The sequence below is a fragment of the Deinococcus ficus genome, from assembly GCF_003444775.1.
GTDB lineage: Bacteria > Deinococcota > Deinococci > Deinococcales > Deinococcaceae > Deinococcus > Deinococcus ficus.
On record NZ_CP021081.1, the window covers coordinates 2,260,153 to 2,274,731 of the forward strand.

Sequence of the window (14,579 nt, forward strand, 5' to 3'; positions counted from 1 at the left end):
GACTGAGGGTGATTGTTCGGCTCTGGTGCGGGGCGGTGCAAGAACGCATGTCCCACGGGGGTCCAGATCTGAGGCGGGGGCGGGGGGCCGGATGGTGAGGTCCGTAAGGGTCCGTCGCGGCGCGCATCTGTTACACTGCCCTGTTTGCTCGGGGCCGCCATCGTCCCGAAAGGGGAGTGATGCAGTGACGGCAGCCGAGACGATTCAGGACCTTTACCCCGCGCCCATCAAGGGCGTGGAGAGCGGCAGTCCCGCCGAACGGGCGGGCGTGCGCCCGGGAGACGTGCTGCTGCGCGTGAACGGACAACCCGTGACCGACGTGCTGGCCTACCGCCACCAGCTGTCGCGCGGCGTGGCGACGCTGGAGATCGCCCGGCCGCAGGTCGCGCCGAAGGTGATGACGGGCGTGGCGGGCACCGCGCAGGACCACCACCGCCTGATGCTGCAGGCCGCGCCCAGCCTGGACGACACCTTCACCTTCGACGTGGAGTGGGAGGACCCGGGCCTGGAGTTCGAGGAGGTGCTGTTCGACGGCATCAAGAAGTGCGCCAACAAGTGCGATTTCTGCTACGTGCACCAGATGCCGCGGGGCTTTCGCAAGAGCCTGTACATCATGGACGACGATTACCGCCTGTCGTTCCTGTACGGCTCGTTCGTGACCCTCACCAACCTGACCGAGAACGACATCAACCGCATCCTGGACGAGAACCTCTCGCCGCTGTACATCAGCGTGCACACCGCCAACCAGGAACTCCGGCAGGACATGATGAAGTGGTGGCGCCTGAAGGTCAAAGACCCGCAGGCCGTGCAGATCCGCAGCATGATCGAGCGCCTGGAGAGCATCGACCTGTACACCCAGATCGTGCTGGTGCCTGGCCGCAACGACCGCGAGAACCTGGACGAGACCGTCGAGTACCTGTCCAGCCGCCCGAACGTGATCTCGGCGGCGGTGGTGCCGATCGGTCTGACCGGGCACCGCACCAACCTGCCGGACGTGCGGACCTTCAATCAGGAGGACGCGCAGGACACCCTGGCCCGCCTGAACGTGTGGCGGAAGAAATTCCTGGCCGAGCGCGGCACGCGCTTCGTGTTCCCCAGTGACGAGCTGTACCTGCTGGCGGGCGAGCCCCTGCCCCCGGAAGAGGAATACGAGGGCTTCCCCATGCTGGAAAACGGCGTGGGCATGATCCGCGACTTCCTCACCGAGGGGATTCCCGAGGACCTGCCGGCCGCGCTGCCGCACCCCATGCGCGTGATCCTGGGCACCGGCCTGCTGTTTGCCGAGTCGCTGGACCGCGCGGTGGAGCCGCTGCGGCAGATCGGCGGGCTGGAGATCGAGGTGCGCGCCGTGGAGAACAAGACCTTCGGGCGGGTGACCACCGTGGCGGGCCTGCTGACGGGGCGCTGCTTCCGGCACGCCATCCAGCCGGGCGAGGCGGACCTGCTGATCGTGCCGCCCACCACCCTGCGTTACGGCACGGAACTCATGCTGGACGACACCAGCCTCACCGAACTGAGAAACGAGTTCCGCATGGACGTCCGCCCCGGCGGCGCCACGCTGGGTGAACTGGCCCGCGTGATCCTGCAGGGCGCGCAGAGCAGCGGCCCGCAGTTCGGCATGAGCGCGCACGCCATCAAGGACCGCCCCGCCGAGGACGCCGCTGAGCGCATGCGCGGCGAGGCGTAAGCGCAAGCGCTCTCATCCGTGCATCCGTGAGCGAGTCCACAATGGTGGCATGATCAGCGGCTTCCAGAAGTTCCTGATGCGCGGCAACCTCATCGACCTCGCGGTCGGCGTCCTGATCGGCGCGGCCTTCGGGAAGGTCGTGGACTCCTTCACCAAGGGCCTGATCATGCCCATCATCGGCATCTTCGGCGGCGTGCCCAACTTCGACAGCCTGAAGTTCACCGTCAACGGCAGCGAATTCCTGTACGGGCAGTTCCTCACGGCCCTGGTCAGCTTCTTGATCACGGCCGCCATCATCTACTTCTTCGTCATCACGCCGTTCAACCACCTGATGGAGCGCTTCAAACGCCAGGAGAAGCCCGCCGTGGCCGAACCCACCAACGAGGAGAAACTCCTCGCGGAGATCCGCGACGCCCTGAAACAGCGCCCGCTCTGAACTAGCCCGCATTACACCAGCGTCTCGCCCCAGGGAGAGAGTGCGCTCAGGTAGCTTTCTCTCTGTTCAGCGCCGGCCTGTCCTTACTCTGCTGGGCCGGCCGGTGACTGGAGCTCGGATATCCGAACAATGGCGCGGATAAGGTCCTGGCTGGCCTGGGGCGGCAGCATGCCGGGGGCGGTCAGGTCCTCGAAAAAGAGCCCGGTCAGGGCGAGATAGCCCAGCAGGAACATTACCCGGTCGGCGGTCAGTGCCTGCGCACCGCTGAACTGCTCGTTCATCTGGAGGTTTGCCCGGATGATAGGCAGGAGGACGGCTTGCAGGTCAGGGTGCCGCTGGGCGAGCAGCCGGAGTTCAAGCAGTGCCAGATACGCCTCGCGTTCCCGGCGGACACGCTCTACCAGATTTTCCAGCAGGGCAGTGTGCAGAGCTGGGCCGGTCAGACTGGAAACGGAATTCAGGAAGGCCTGATCCGGTTGCAGGCGATCATGAATGTGATGGGCGAGCTGGGTATGGAGGTCAAGGCGCGTCCGGAAATAGTTGGAAGCGGTGCCAGTGGGGACGGCGGCGGCCTCGTCCAGCGTGCGGTAACTGAGCCCAGCGGCTCCCTCTCGGGCGAGGAGGGACACGGCGGTCTGGAGCAGGTGGGCTCGGCGCTGGGTGTTGTGGCGCATGCCCGAATGTACTACACTCGTACCGGTACATTCATCGTGATCAGGAGGGACCTATGCAGATCACTGCCATCAGCCTCACGGTGTTAAGTCCGCAGCCCCTGGACAGCGCCCGCTTCTACACCCAGCACTTCGGCTTTACCCCGTCCCTGGAATTGGATTGGTTCGTCAGCCTTCAACATCCCGCCCACCCCGCCCTTCACCTCGATCTGCTGCGTCAGGGCCACGCGGCGGCCGGACAGCACCTGCAGGGACAGCAGACCACCGGCGTGATGCTGGCGCTCGTCACTGAGGACGTGACTGCCGAGGCCCAGCGCCTGACCCGGGCCGGCCTTCCCCTGCTGATGCCGGTGACCGAGGAGCCCTGGGGCCAGAAACGCTTCCAGGTTCAGGGGCCGGACGGGGTGGTCGTGGAACTCCTGGAGTTCACCACACCCGACCCGGCCTGGCTGGCCCAGCAGGCAGAGAACGCAGCAGCGGTCCCCTGACCCCGCGTCGCCGTGCAGGGGAGCGCCGGCCCGGAGGCGGCGCTCCCCTCAGTTCACCATCTTGGTCTTGTTGGTCACGAAGTCCATCAGGACGTACTGGCCGATGTTGTGCGGGGTGGTGAAGTACGCCTTCCCGCGGGTCATTTCACTGACGCGCTTGACGAAGCCCACGAGTTCCGGGTCGCGGGCCAGCATGAAGGTGTTCACCTGGATGCCGCTGCGGCGACAGTTGGCGACCTCGCGCAGGGTGGCGCCCAGCACGTAGGGGTCCAGGCCGTAGGCGTTCTTGTAGATGCGGCCGTCCGGGAGGGTCAGGGCGCTGGGTTTCCCGTCGGTGATCATCACGATCTGCTTCATGTCCTTGTTCTCGCGCTTGAGCAGCTGCTGCGCGAGCCGCAGGCCGCCGGCGGTGTTCGTGTGGTACGGCCCGATCTGCGCCTGCGCGAGCTTGCTCACCGGGACTTCCTCGGCGCTGTCGTGGAACAGCACGAACTTCAGGGTGTCGCCCGGGTACTGCGTGCGGATCAGGTGCGCCAGGGCCAGCGCGACCTGCTTGGCGGGCGTGAAGCGGTCCTCGCCGTACAGGATCATGCTATGCGAGCAGTCCAGCAGCACCACGGTCGCCGCGCTGGAGTTGTACTCGGCCTGGCGGATCACCAGGTCGCCTTCCTCCATCTGGTCGAAGCCCTTGTGCAGGATGTTGCCCAGCGTGGCGGTGGTGTCCAGGTTCAGGGTGTCGCCGAACTCGTAGTTCTTGAGTTCGCCAGTCATTTCCACGCCGCTGGCGTACTCGCGGGTGTCGTGCGCGCCGGCACTGCTGCGGCCCAGGCCGCCCATCAGGTCCCGTAGGCTCTTGTAGCCCAGGAAGTCGATGCTCTTGTCGGTCAGCTGGAAGGTCGCGTCGCCGGGCTCCCCGGCCCCGCCGGCGCCCTGGTCGTCGAACTCCTTGCGGATGAAGCCGTCCTGCTGGAGTTTGTCCATCAGGCGCTGGATCTGCTGGCCCAGGCTGGTCTCGCGCACGTCCTCGGCCTGCATGGCTTCGAGCAGCTGGTCCTCGGGGATCATGTTCCGTTCGGCCAGGGCCTCGAGGATCGCGTCGAACAGGTCGTCCATGCTGGGCCGGGCGTTCGGGTCCGGGTCGTAGGGGTCGTTCATGCCCTGGCCCAGCAGGGCTTCCTGGATCATCTGCATCAGTTCGCTGGACTCCAGCTGATCCAGTTCTCCCTCAAACTTGCTGTACCGGGTGAGACGCGCCATGCCTGTGAACCTCCGTGGCGGGCAGCATGACGTGAAACGCGGCCCGTGACTGTAACCACGGGCCACTGTCCGGCGGGGCCCTTCCGTCAGCGGGTCTGGGCGGTGAGCGTGGTGGTGACCGTCATAGGGATTTTCACGAGCACGTTGTCTTCCTGCATGGTCATGGCCATGCGCACGGTCGTCTGCTGCGTCATCGGGCCGGGGAGGCCGTCGGCGCGGTAGCTGACGGTGCCCGCGCTGCCCATGCCGCCGAGTTCCATGACCATCAGGGGCAGGTCCCCCTGGCCGCCCAGGCTCATGCGGAACCCGCCGGACTGCGAGGCCACGTTGAACACGTGCAGGCCCTGCGCGTTCAGGCCGGCGTAGCGGGTGGTGGTGGTCGTGGTCACGGGCGTGGCCTGCACGCCGCCCAGCGCCCGGGCCGCCTCCGGGCCGAGCATGGAGAACATGCCCTGGAACAGCCCCTTGAGGTCGATGGTCACGCTCTTCTGCTGCCCGGCGCCGACCTGCAGGGGCAGGCCGTAGGCGCCGCTCAGGTCCCCGCCGGAGTCGCGGATCAGGTCGGCCATCTGCCCGGCGTTCATGCCGGCGAGCACGCGGTTGACCTGCGGGTCGTCGGAGTCCAGGCTCAGGCCGGTCAGCTGGCCGTTCGGGGCGATCTTCTGCGTGATGCGCATGGTCATGCTCTGGCTCATGCCGGGCACGCTCTGCACCATGCTGGTGATCAGGGTGGTGGTGCCGTCGGCGGCGCGCCCGGCGACCTTCACGAACATCTTCGCGGTGGTGCGCTGGGCCGGGACGCCCTCCCGGCCGAGTTTCGCGTACTGCGCCTGCGCGGCCTTGAGCGCCGCGGGCGTCACCTGCTTCCCGGGCGCGGCGGTGACCTCGGGCGTGCCGAAGGCCACGCGGCTCTCGGTGACCAGCGCGAGTTGCAGGCTGGTGCCCACCGGCGCGTTCAGGCGCAGCGTGGCGGCAGCCGGCATGGTTACGGGTGCCGGCCGCGGGGGGGCGGCCGGGGTGGTCTGGGCGCCGCCAAGCGGGCCGAGCAGCAGGGCGCCGGCCAGGGTCAGGCGGCCCAGGGTGGACGGAAGGCGGGCGGGTCCGGTGATCCTGTTCATCCTCCCAGGCTACGCGGGCGCCGGGCCGAGCGTTCCCTCAGATCAGCTGAGCTGAACGCTTCATGCAGGGCCCCGGGTGGGGCCGGTGCGGGCCGTGCGGCACAATGAGGGCATGACCGACCCCTCCCCTGCCCACAGCGCCGAGCGTCCCGACGCCCGACTCGTTCACCTGCACGCCGAGCGCGGCGACCCGCACGCCCGGCTCGCGGGCGCCCTGGCGGCCCTGGAAGGCGCGGACTGGGGCGTGCTGCTGTCCGGCGAGGCGGCCCTGGCCCGACAGCTCTCGGCGCTGCTGGGCACCGGGACGCTGCGGGTGGACGCCCGGGTGCGCGTGAACCGTGAGGCGCTCGCGGACGCCGGGCTGGCCGTGGCGGGCCTGGACGCCGACTGGCGGGGCGCGCGGGCCGTGTGGCTGCTGGAACCGGACGCGGACACCCTGGAACGCGCCGCGCGCGCCGGCGTGCGCGTGATCGTGGACGCGACCCTGGCGCCGGGCGGACTGTGGTTCCCGTCCGGGGTGGAGTTCACGGTGTACCGCGACAGCGTGACGCTGAGCGGGCACGGGGACGCCCCGCTGGCCGCGGTGTTCGGCCTGGGCCGCCAGCCGGACGTGGGGGGCGCCAGCCCGCGCGACCTGACGCCCAGTGACCTGAGCGTGGCGCTGTGCCTACGGGACGTGGCGACCCTGCCCCTGCGCCTGGCCCGCGCGGCCCGCACGACCACGCAGGTGCTCGACCGCCTGGGCGGCGCGGCGCAGCCCGCCGGACCGACCGCGGTGCTGCTCGCGCCGGACGCGGTGGCCGACACGAGTGCGCCGCTGGGCGGCGTGCGGGCCGCGGCGCGCAGCGTGCCGGGCGGCGTGCTGCTCACGCCCGGCCTGGAGGACGCCACCGTGGCCCTGGCCCTGCTGGGCGGCGCGGCAGCCCCGGCCCAGCCGCGCCCCGTGCCGGAAAAGGCCGGCCGCGCCCGCGAGGAGGCGCCTGCCCCGGCCGCCCGGCCGCAGGACCGGCGGGAGGAGGGCCGCACCGAGGGCGGCCGGCGCGACGAGCGGTCCGGCAGCGAGTTCCGCCCGCAGGACCGCCGCGGAAAGTTCCGCCGCGACGACTTCCGGTCCGGGGACCGGGCCGAGGCCCGCCGCGGGGACCGGCCGGACCGGCACTCCCGACCGGACCGGCCCGGGCCGGACCAGGGCCGGGCGGCGCCTTCGCTGGAGCGCTTCACCTTCGAGGCGCCCGCGACGGGTGCGGCGCCGGACGTGGACGCCGAGCCCCTGTTCCCGGCGGGCGGAGCGCCCACCGCGCCGACGGTCCCGCTGGTGGACACCACGCAGGGCACCGACGGGGAGGTGTGGGAACCGGAGATCGTGTTCAGCGACTCCCCGGCGCCGGAAGTGACGCCGGACCTCTCCCCCGTGCCGGTGAACCCGGGCCCGGACGGTCCGGAGGAGGTCGTGGTGCCGCCCCTGGCGGTGCTCGCCCCGGCCGTGGAGGGCGATGCTCCCGCGCCGGCCGAGCCGGAGGCGCCCGTGACGCTCGCGCCCGACCTGCCCGGCGGGAAGGAGGACCCGGCCGCGAACCTGACGGACGAGCAGGCGGCGGTGTACGCCCGGCTGCGCGAGTGGCGCAACGCCGAGGCGAAACGGCAGGAGATCAGCCGCTTCATCATCGCCAGCAACGCCACCCTGGCCGAGATCGCGCGGCGCGTGCCGTACACCCTGGAGGACCTGCGGGCCGTGAAGGGCATGGGCACCGGGCGCCTCGGGAAGTACGGCGAGAAGATTCTGGAGGTCGTGCGCGGCTGACCTGAGCCGCGCCCCATAGGCATGGGCCCGCGTGTGGAGGCCGTGGTGGCCGGGCTGTGCGGCCCGGCGCACCCGCACGCACCGCTGCTGCGGGCCTGGTGCGCGGATCCGGCCTTCCTGGCCTTCGCGGCGGCGCACGAGAGCAAGATCCGCCGCAAGCTCCGGCAGGCGGGCGGCGGCGAGGCGGGGCTGGATGTGCTCTCGGAACTGGCGGCGGCGCGGCTGTGGCTGGCCGACCGGCGCTTCCGGGTGGTGTACGAGCCGGACCGCTCGGCCGGGGGGCGCAGCGCGGACCTGGGCGTGACCTTCCGGACGCACACGCGCCTGAACGTGGAGGTCACGCGCCTGCGGGACGCGCGGCCGGACGAGGCGACCCGGCCGCCCGACCTGAAGCTGGCGCGGGCGCTGGGCGCGAAGGCCGGGCAGCTCGCGCCCGGCGCCGTGAACCTGCTGCTGGTCGTGCTGCCCGGAGCGGCGCCCCTGACCGACCCGGCCTCCGTGCTGGACGGCGCGTTCCGGCACCTGAACGGCGGGACGGCCCTGCCGGGCGACCTGGGCCCCGCGTTTCAGCGCGGCCGGCCGCGCCTGAGTGGCGTGGTGCTGGCCGCGCTGGACGGACCCGCCGGGCTGCGGGTGGTGCACGTCTGGGTGAATGCCGGGGCGAAGCACGCCCTGCCGGACGAGGTGGCGCGCTTCCTGCGGGCCGGCGCCTAGTCCGCCGGGTCCGGGCCGTAGCGGTGCTCGGCGGGCAGCGGGGCGCCCTCGTGCACGGCCTGCGCGATGCGGGCGGCCAGGGGGAAGTCCACGGCGGCGTACCAGGCTTCCTCCAGCGCGCCCTGCGGCGTGCGGCGGTACGTGCACAGCGTGGGGCCGTAACTGCACGCGCCCAGGCAGCCGCTTTCCGTGAGGCGCAGGCTGCCGCCCTTCTTGTAGTAGGCGAGGCTCTGGCGTTCCAGGTGGTTCCACAGGGCCTGGTAGAGTAGCCGGGCACCCCGGGCCTGGCAGCTCTGGCCCTGGCAGACCATCAGGTGGCCGTTCGTACGGAAGTACTTCGGCGTCATGCGGCGTCCAGGGTACGGCGCCCGGGGCGGGCGGTCCGGGGGCGGGGTTCCGGTGGGCCGGGCATCAGTGCTCCGGCACCACGACCAGCCGCCCGCCGTCGTGCAGGGTCTTGACGCGCACGCCGTACGCGGCGTACAGGTGCTCGGGCGTCAGGACCGTCTCGGGCGGGCCGTCGGCCAGCACCTCGCCCTGGTGCAGCAGCAGCAGGCGGTCGGCGCGGGCGGCGAGGTTCAGGTCGTGCAGCACGGCCACCACGCCCAGGCCCCCGGCGACCTCGCAGCGGACGTGCCGGATGACGTCCAGCGCGTACCCGAGGTCGAGGTGGTTGGTGGGTTCGTCCAGCAGCAGGTAGCGGGGCTCGGCGGCCAGCGCGCGGGCGAGACTCACACGCTGGCGTTCCCCGCCGGAGAGTTCCGACAGGCGCCGGTGCTCGAACTGCAGGGTGTCGGTGCGGGACAGCGCGGTGGTGACGGCGGCCTCGTCGGCCTCGGTCCAGGGGTGGGTGGGGATCAGGCCCCAGCGCCACGCCCCGGCGCCGCGGCCCAGCGCGACGACCTCGCGCACGCCGGCGTTTTCCGGGAGGGGTTCGGTCTGCGCGAGGTACGCCACCGCCCGGGAGCGTTCGGCGCGGCGCCACCCGGCCAGCGGCCGGCCGTCCAGGCGGACCTCGCCGCCAGCGGGGGCAGTGAGGCCCAGCAGGGCGCGCAGCAGGGTGCTTTTCCCGGCGCCGTTCGGGCCGATCACGGCGCTGAAGGTGGCGGGCGGGAAGTGCGCGGTGACGCCCCGCAACGCCAGGGAGGTGCCGGCGCGGGCGGACAGGTCCCGCGTTTCCAGGCCCGGTGCGGGGGCGTCAGTCATGCCGGCCCCGGCGCAGCAGGTACAGGAAGAACGGGCCGCCCAGCAGGGTGGTCACGATGCCCACCTGCGAGAGCGGCGTGGTGCGGGCCAGCAGGTCCGCGAAGACCAGCAGCGTGCCGCCCAGCAGCGCGGAGACCGGCAGCAGCGTGCGGTGCGCGCTGCCCCAGGCGAGCCGGACGACGTGCGGCACGATGAGGCCCACGAAGCCGATCACGCCCACGTACGCGACCGCGCCGGCCGTGGCGAGGCTGGCGGCCACCACCACGATCAGCCGCAGGCGCTCCACCGGGACGCCCAGGCTGCGGGCGGTCAGGTCCCCGAGTTGCAGGGTGTCCAGCGCCCGGGCGAGCAGCAGCAGCGCCGCGCAGCCCAGGCCCGCGTACGGCAGGACGGTCAGGACCTCCCGCCAGCCGCTGAAGCTCAGGTCGCCCAGGGTGTAGGCGAGCACCTGCCGGGCGCGGTCCTCGCCGCGCAGGATCAGGGCGGTGGTGGCCGCGCCCATCACGCTGCCCACCACCACGCCCGCCAGGATCAGGCGGGTGGGGGGAAACCGCCGGCCCTCCCGGGCGAGCATCAGGGTGGCGGCCACCGCGACCAGCGCCGTGACCAGCGCCAGCAGCGGAATCAGGGGGGCCGGCCAGCCCAGGGTGAGGCCCACGGTCGCGCCCAGGGCGCTGCCGCTCGCCACGCCCAGCAGGTACGGGTCGGCCAGCGGGTTGCGGAACACGCCCTGGAACGCCCCCCCGCACACGCTGAGGGTCGCGCCGACCAGCACGCCCATCGCCACGCGCGGCAGCCGGATCTGCCACACGATCACGTCGTTCCCGGCCAGTTCGGCGCCGGTCAGGCCGCGCCACAGGGCGCCCAGCACCTCCGCCGGGGGAATGCGCACGCTGCCCAGCCCGGTGCCCAGCACGACCGCCGCGGCCAGCAGGAGCAGCAGCAGGGCCAGCCGCGACGCGGCCAGCGCCGGACGGGCGGACGGGGCGGGGCGGGCGGGCACGGCGGTCAGGTCCGGAAGGCGGGGGGTGTCGCGCACGTCACTTGAACAGTTCGGGGTGCACGATCTTCGCCAGGCCCAGCAGCGCCTGCCCGATGCGCGGCCCGGGGCGGCCCAGAACGGTGTTCAGGTCCATGGGGATCTCCACGACCCGGCCGGTCTTCACGGCCTGGATGGCCTTCCAGCCGGGGCGGCCCTGCACGGTCCTGAGGTCCACGCCCAGGATCAGGGCGGGGTTGCTCTTCACGATCAGTTCCGGGTCCACTTTCGGGAAGTCGCCCAGCGCGGCCGGGATCACGTTGCGGGCGCCGGCCTTGGTCAGCAGCACGCCCATGAAGGAGTTCGGGCCGATGCTGTACGGGTTGGGGTCGATCTCGAAGTACGTGAGGGGTTTGCTCTTGACGTTCCGGGTCAGGACCTCCACGCGGGCCACGTCGCGTTTCACGGTCGTGATCACCTGCTGCGCCTGCGTCTGGCGGTTCAGGATCTTGCCCAGCAGCAGGGTCTTGGTGAAGATGTCGTCGTAGGACTCGGGGTTCACGGCGACCACGTTGATTCCGGCGCGGGTCAGCGGCTCGGCCAGCTTGCCGTACTTGCTCACGACCACCAGGTCCGGTTTCAGGGCGATGATCGCCTCGATGTTGGGATCGTACAGCCCGCCCACCCGGGGCAGTTTCGTGACCTGCGCCGGGAAGTCGCTGAAGGTGTCCACACCGATCAGCTTGCTGCACGCGCCCAGGGCGCAGATGGTCTCGGTGTTGCTGGGCAGCACGCTGATCACGCGCATGGGCTCGGCCTTCACGGTCACCTTACGGCCCAGGTCGTCGGTGACGGTCAGGGGGTAGCGGGTGGGGGCGGCGTGGGCGGCGCCGGCAAGCAGGCCGCTCAGGGCCAGGATCAGGGTGGGGCGGGGGTTGAACATGGAATCTCCCTGGCCTGCCCCTTGACGTTCGCAGGGTTCTTTCGCTGAAAAACCGCCCCGGGGGGCGGTGAGGGTGCATCGTCGGTGGGGGCGGGGGGCCGCGTCCGGCGATCCTCTGTCCGCGAGAGGTCAGGCCACGCATCCCGCCGGTGGCGGGGATGTGGACAGGCCCGGCGTTCGGACTTTCACCGTTGCGCGACAGTGCTGGATTTTCACCAGCTTCCCCGGAAGCGCCCGTCGCCGCGCAGTATACGCGCCCCGCCGCGGCGGGACCGTGACTCTCTCAGGCGCGGGTGCCGACCGGGCGGGCCAGGGCGGAAAGCCGCGTGCCGAGTTCCTCGGTGACGGCCTTGATGCCGCCGCGGGCGGTCATGGGTTCCCCGAAGCGGATCACCCAGCGCCGCCCGTCGCGGCTGAGGCCCACCGGCAGGATCGGCGCGCGGCCCTTCGCGGCGATCAGGGCCACGCCGCCGTGCATTCCGCCGGTGTTCGAGCGGGTGCCCTGCGGGAAGATCCCGACCGTGCCGTTCGCCTGCAGGATGCGCACGGCGGTGCGGATGGCGTGCACGTCGTTGCCGTCCCGGTCCACCGGAAAGGACCCGCCGGCCCGGATCACGGCGCCGACCACCGGCAGGAACAGTTCCTCTTTCGCCATGAACTGCAGGTACCGGCCCGGCGGGAGGGCGCGGGCGACCATGAATGGGTCCAGGGCGGTCGCATGGTTCGCCGCGACGACCAGCGGCGTGCCCGGCGGCGGGACGTGCTCGCGGCCGTGCACGTCCATGTGCTGGCCCTGCAGGAACAGGGGCAGGTTCATCAGCGTGACCACGGCCCGGTACACGGCCGGGTTCACGCGGGGGGGCGCGCCGGCCGGCGCGGACGCCGGGCGCCGCTGGGGCGGGGTGGGCAGACTGTCCGGGTGGGCCGGCTCACTCATGCCCGGCAGCATAGCGGCCCGGTTCCGGGGACGGGCGCAGGCATGAACGCGGTGCAGCGCGCCCGGCCGGGGGCGGGTTCAGTCGTCCCCGGCGTCCTCGTCGTCCGGGTCCGCGGGGCCAGGCAGGTCACCGGCCCCGGCCCAGTCGCCGGCCAGCACGGCGCGGACCGCCTCGATGCGTTCGCGGCAGGCGGCGTAGGCCTCCCTGGCTTCTTCCAGCAGGGGCAGCACGCGGTCCAGGTCGGCCTCGCCGGACTCCAGTTCCTGCGCGATGCGGGACAGCCGGGCGTAGGCCTCGCGGTAGGGCAGGGTCTCGGGGCGGGTCATGCGGTCATGGTAATGAAAAACGCCCCTGCCGACAGGGGCAGGGGCAAGGTGGGCGGGGGCTCAGCCCTTGGTGAGGTTCTTCCAGAACGTCCCGGCGAAGCTGAAGCTGCTCATGGGGTTGTAGTTTTCGGCGCTGATGCCGCCGATGTTGTCGCGGTGCACGGTCACGCCGACGGGGCTGGGGAAGATCACGTACCAGGCGAGGTCCTGCGCGCGGCGGGCGATCTGGGCGTACAGCTCGTCGCGGCGGGCGGTGTCGGTGGTGCTGCGGGCCTCGTTGATCCAGGCGTCGATCTGCTCGTCCTTGGCGTTCAGGCGGCCGTTGTAGTAGCCCTCGGAGCTGTAGAAGGTGTGCACGAAGTTGTCCGGGTCGGCGTAGTCCGGCGCCCAGCTGGTCACGATCATCGGCTCGCCGCCCTTGTCGGCGTTGGCGATGATGTCGCTCCAGGGTTTGGCGACCACGTTGAGCTTGAACTTCGGGTTCAGGCTCTCGACGTTCTTCTTCAGCATCTCCATGGCGGTCTGCATGGTGGCGCTGCCAGCGCGGTAGGTCACGTTCATCGTGAAGCCGTTCTCCCAGACCTGACCGCCCCAGGCCTTCTGGAATTCGCTCTTGGCGGTGTCCAGGCTGAACTGCGCGGGTTCCAGGCTGGCATCGTAGCCGGGGAAGCTGTCGGGCAGCAGGAAGTTGCGGGGGGCGCCCTTGTCCAGCTGCACTTCCTTGATGTACAGAGGCACGTCGAACGCGGCGACGAAAGCCTTGCGGACGTTCACGTCGCTGAAGAAGTTGGCAGGGATGCCCTTGCCGTCCAGCTTGCCGCTGCCGATGGCGTCACCCTTGATGTTCTGGTTCATGCTCAGGGCGGTGGCGGTGGTGTCGGGCAGATCGTCCAGGACGGCCACGCCGGGCTTGCCGCGCAGCTGGTCCTCGATGATGGACCGGCCGCCGGTCTCGATGAAGTCGGCGTCGCCCTTCAGGAAGGCCTGGATGCGGGTGGCGGGCTCGGGCACCTTCTGGAGCAGGACGTTCTTGATGTTGGGCTCGCCGCCCCAGTAGTCGGTGAAGGCGGTCAGGGCGACGCTGTTGGCGTCACGCTTGACGAGCTTGTACGCGCCGGTGCCGCTGGGGTCGTTGTTCAGGGGGCTGCCGGCCAGGTCCACGCCCACGGCGTCCTTCCAGGTGGCTTCGGTGCCGTCCCACTCGCCGACTTCCTTGGCGTGCGCGCTGTCCACGACGCTCTGGCCGACGTACGCGAGCTTGCTCAGGAAGGCCGGGTCGGCCTTGGGCAGGGTGAAGACCAGGGTCTCGCCGTCGCACTTCACGGCGCCGCTGATCTTCTCCCAGGTGACGCTGGGGTCGTCCTTGGCGTTGCTGCCGGTACCGAGCAGGCTCTCGGCGATGAACCAGTTGCCGCTGTTGCCGGTGTTGGTGACCAGGTTGCGGCGGAAGCTGTACTCCGCGTCGGCGCAGGTCATGACGTTGCCGCTGTGGAACTTCACGCCTTCACGCAGGGTGAAGCGGTAGGTCTTGCCCTCGTCGCCCTCTTCCCATTCGGTGGCGAGCACGGGTTCGAGTTCACGCAGGCTGTTGCCTTTGTAGGTGACCAGGGTCTCGTAGATGTTCTCGACGATCTCGCCGCTGGCGGTGTCGTACGTGGTGCCGGGGTCCAGGGTGGGCACGTCGGCGCTGGACTGGATGACCAGCGTGCCGCCGCCGCTTCCGCTGCCGGTGGTGGCGGTGCCTTCCGTGCCGGTGCTTTCGCTGCCGGTGGTCGTGCCTTCGGTCGTGGTGGTCGTGTCGCTGCTCTTCTTGTCGCAGGCGGCCAGGGTCAGGGCCAGGGTGGTGAGCGCCAGGGCGCCGAGTTTGCGGTTCAGGATCATGCGGGGTCCTCCGGGGGGTGGGGTGGGGGTCGCGGGCCCGGCCGGAACGGGAACATCAGGAAAATGCAGAGGGCTGAATCGGGAGGGGCGCGCGGGGGTACAACAGTGGCTCACCTTAGACCCCCTGGATGAGG

Annotated in this window: 15 protein-coding genes and 1 riboswitch; of the genes, 5 read left to right on the plus strand and 10 right to left on the minus strand. The window is 71.0% G+C overall.

Annotation, left to right across the window (positions count from 1 at the left end; translation table 11 throughout):
• Positions 1-184: 184 nt before the first annotated feature.
• Both DFI_RS10995 and mscL read left to right on the plus strand, forming a co-directional pair.
• Positions 185-1,687, plus strand: coding sequence for a DUF512 domain-containing protein (locus DFI_RS10995; RefSeq protein WP_051307826.1), 1,503 nt, complete (start codon positions 185-187; stop codon positions 1,685-1,687).
• Positions 1,688-1,736: 49 nt separating this feature from the next.
• Positions 1,737-2,123, plus strand: a complete 387-nt coding sequence (gene mscL, locus DFI_RS11000; protein ID WP_027463131.1) for a large conductance mechanosensitive channel protein MscL — start codon at positions 1,737-1,739, stop codon at positions 2,121-2,123.
• 83 nt (positions 2,124-2,206) lie between these two features.
• Here the strand turns inward: mscL and DFI_RS11005 are convergent, their stop codons facing one another.
• Complete coding sequence (locus DFI_RS11005; protein ID WP_022801264.1) at positions 2,207-2,797, minus strand: TetR/AcrR family transcriptional regulator; 591 nt, start codon at positions 2,795-2,797, stop codon at positions 2,207-2,209.
• 53 nt (positions 2,798-2,850) lie between these two features.
• On the opposite strand from DFI_RS11005, the gene DFI_RS11010 reads away from it, so the two are divergent.
• Positions 2,851-3,282 carry a VOC family protein gene (locus DFI_RS11010; RefSeq protein ID WP_051307828.1) on the plus strand — a complete coding sequence of 144 codons (432 nt, stop codon included), beginning with the start codon at positions 2,851-2,853 and terminating at the stop codon, positions 3,280-3,282.
• 48 nt (positions 3,283-3,330) lie between these two features.
• On the opposite strand, the gene DFI_RS11015 is transcribed toward DFI_RS11010, so the two are convergent.
• Both DFI_RS11015 and DFI_RS11020 read right to left on the minus strand, forming a co-directional pair.
• Positions 3,331-4,539, minus strand: coding sequence for a vWA domain-containing protein (locus DFI_RS11015; RefSeq protein ID WP_022801262.1), 1,209 nt, complete (start codon positions 4,537-4,539; stop codon positions 3,331-3,333).
• Between the two features lie 86 nt (positions 4,540-4,625).
• Positions 4,626-5,657 (minus strand): cell envelope integrity TolA family protein, encoded by a 1,032-nt coding sequence (locus DFI_RS11020; protein ID WP_027463132.1) that lies wholly within the window; start codon positions 5,655-5,657, stop codon positions 4,626-4,628.
• A gap of 112 nt (positions 5,658-5,769) precedes the next feature.
• Between DFI_RS11020 and DFI_RS11025 the strand changes: the two genes are divergently transcribed.
• A complete protein-coding gene (locus DFI_RS11025; RefSeq protein ID WP_027463133.1) occupies positions 5,770-7,458 on the plus strand; it encodes an HRDC domain-containing protein in 1,689 nt (562 codons plus the stop codon).
• 21 nt (positions 7,459-7,479) lie between these two features.
• Complete coding sequence (locus tag DFI_RS11030) at positions 7,480-8,172, plus strand: hypothetical protein (RefSeq protein ID WP_027463134.1); 693 nt, start codon at positions 7,480-7,482, stop codon at positions 8,170-8,172.
• Here DFI_RS11030 and DFI_RS11035 read toward each other — a convergent pair.
• The 7 genes from DFI_RS11035 to DFI_RS11065 all read right to left on the minus strand — a co-directional run bounded on the left by DFI_RS11035 (position 8,169) and on the right by DFI_RS11065 (position 14,445).
• The gene (locus DFI_RS11035; protein ID WP_027463135.1) at positions 8,169-8,519 is read right to left on the minus strand and encodes a (2Fe-2S) ferredoxin domain-containing protein; all 351 of its coding nucleotides are present in this window, start codon (positions 8,517-8,519) and stop codon (positions 8,169-8,171) included. The genes DFI_RS11030 and DFI_RS11035 overlap by 4 nt on opposite strands.
• Before the next feature lie 64 nt (positions 8,520-8,583).
• Positions 8,584-9,378, minus strand: coding sequence for an ABC transporter ATP-binding protein (locus tag DFI_RS11040; RefSeq protein WP_027463136.1), 795 nt, complete (start codon positions 9,376-9,378; stop codon positions 8,584-8,586).
• The gene (locus DFI_RS11045) at positions 9,371-10,330 is read right to left on the minus strand and encodes an iron chelate uptake ABC transporter family permease subunit (RefSeq protein ID WP_162145421.1); all 960 of its coding nucleotides are present in this window, start codon (positions 10,328-10,330) and stop codon (positions 9,371-9,373) included. Before DFI_RS11045 ends, DFI_RS11040 begins: the two co-directional genes overlap by 8 nt.
• 88 nt (positions 10,331-10,418) lie before the next feature.
• Positions 10,419-11,300: an ABC transporter substrate-binding protein gene (locus tag DFI_RS11050; protein WP_027463138.1), complete on the minus strand. Its 882-nt coding sequence runs from the start codon at positions 11,298-11,300 to the stop codon at positions 10,419-10,421.
• A gap of 163 nt (positions 11,301-11,463) precedes the next feature.
• Positions 11,464-11,539: riboswitch (adenosylcobalamin-variant (AdoCbl-variant) riboswitch) on the minus strand.
• 44 nt (positions 11,540-11,583) lie between these two features.
• Positions 11,584-12,237: a lysophospholipid acyltransferase family protein gene (locus DFI_RS11055; protein ID WP_051307830.1), complete on the minus strand. Its 654-nt coding sequence runs from the start codon at positions 12,235-12,237 to the stop codon at positions 11,584-11,586.
• 78 nt (positions 12,238-12,315) lie between these two features.
• Positions 12,316-12,564, minus strand: a complete 249-nt coding sequence (gene xseB, locus DFI_RS11060) for an exodeoxyribonuclease VII small subunit (protein ID WP_027463140.1) — start codon at positions 12,562-12,564, stop codon at positions 12,316-12,318.
• Between the two features lie 60 nt (positions 12,565-12,624).
• Positions 12,625-14,445 (minus strand): ABC transporter substrate-binding protein, encoded by a 1,821-nt coding sequence (locus tag DFI_RS11065; protein WP_027463141.1) that lies wholly within the window; start codon positions 14,443-14,445, stop codon positions 12,625-12,627.
• Positions 14,446-14,579 lie beyond the last annotated feature (134 nt).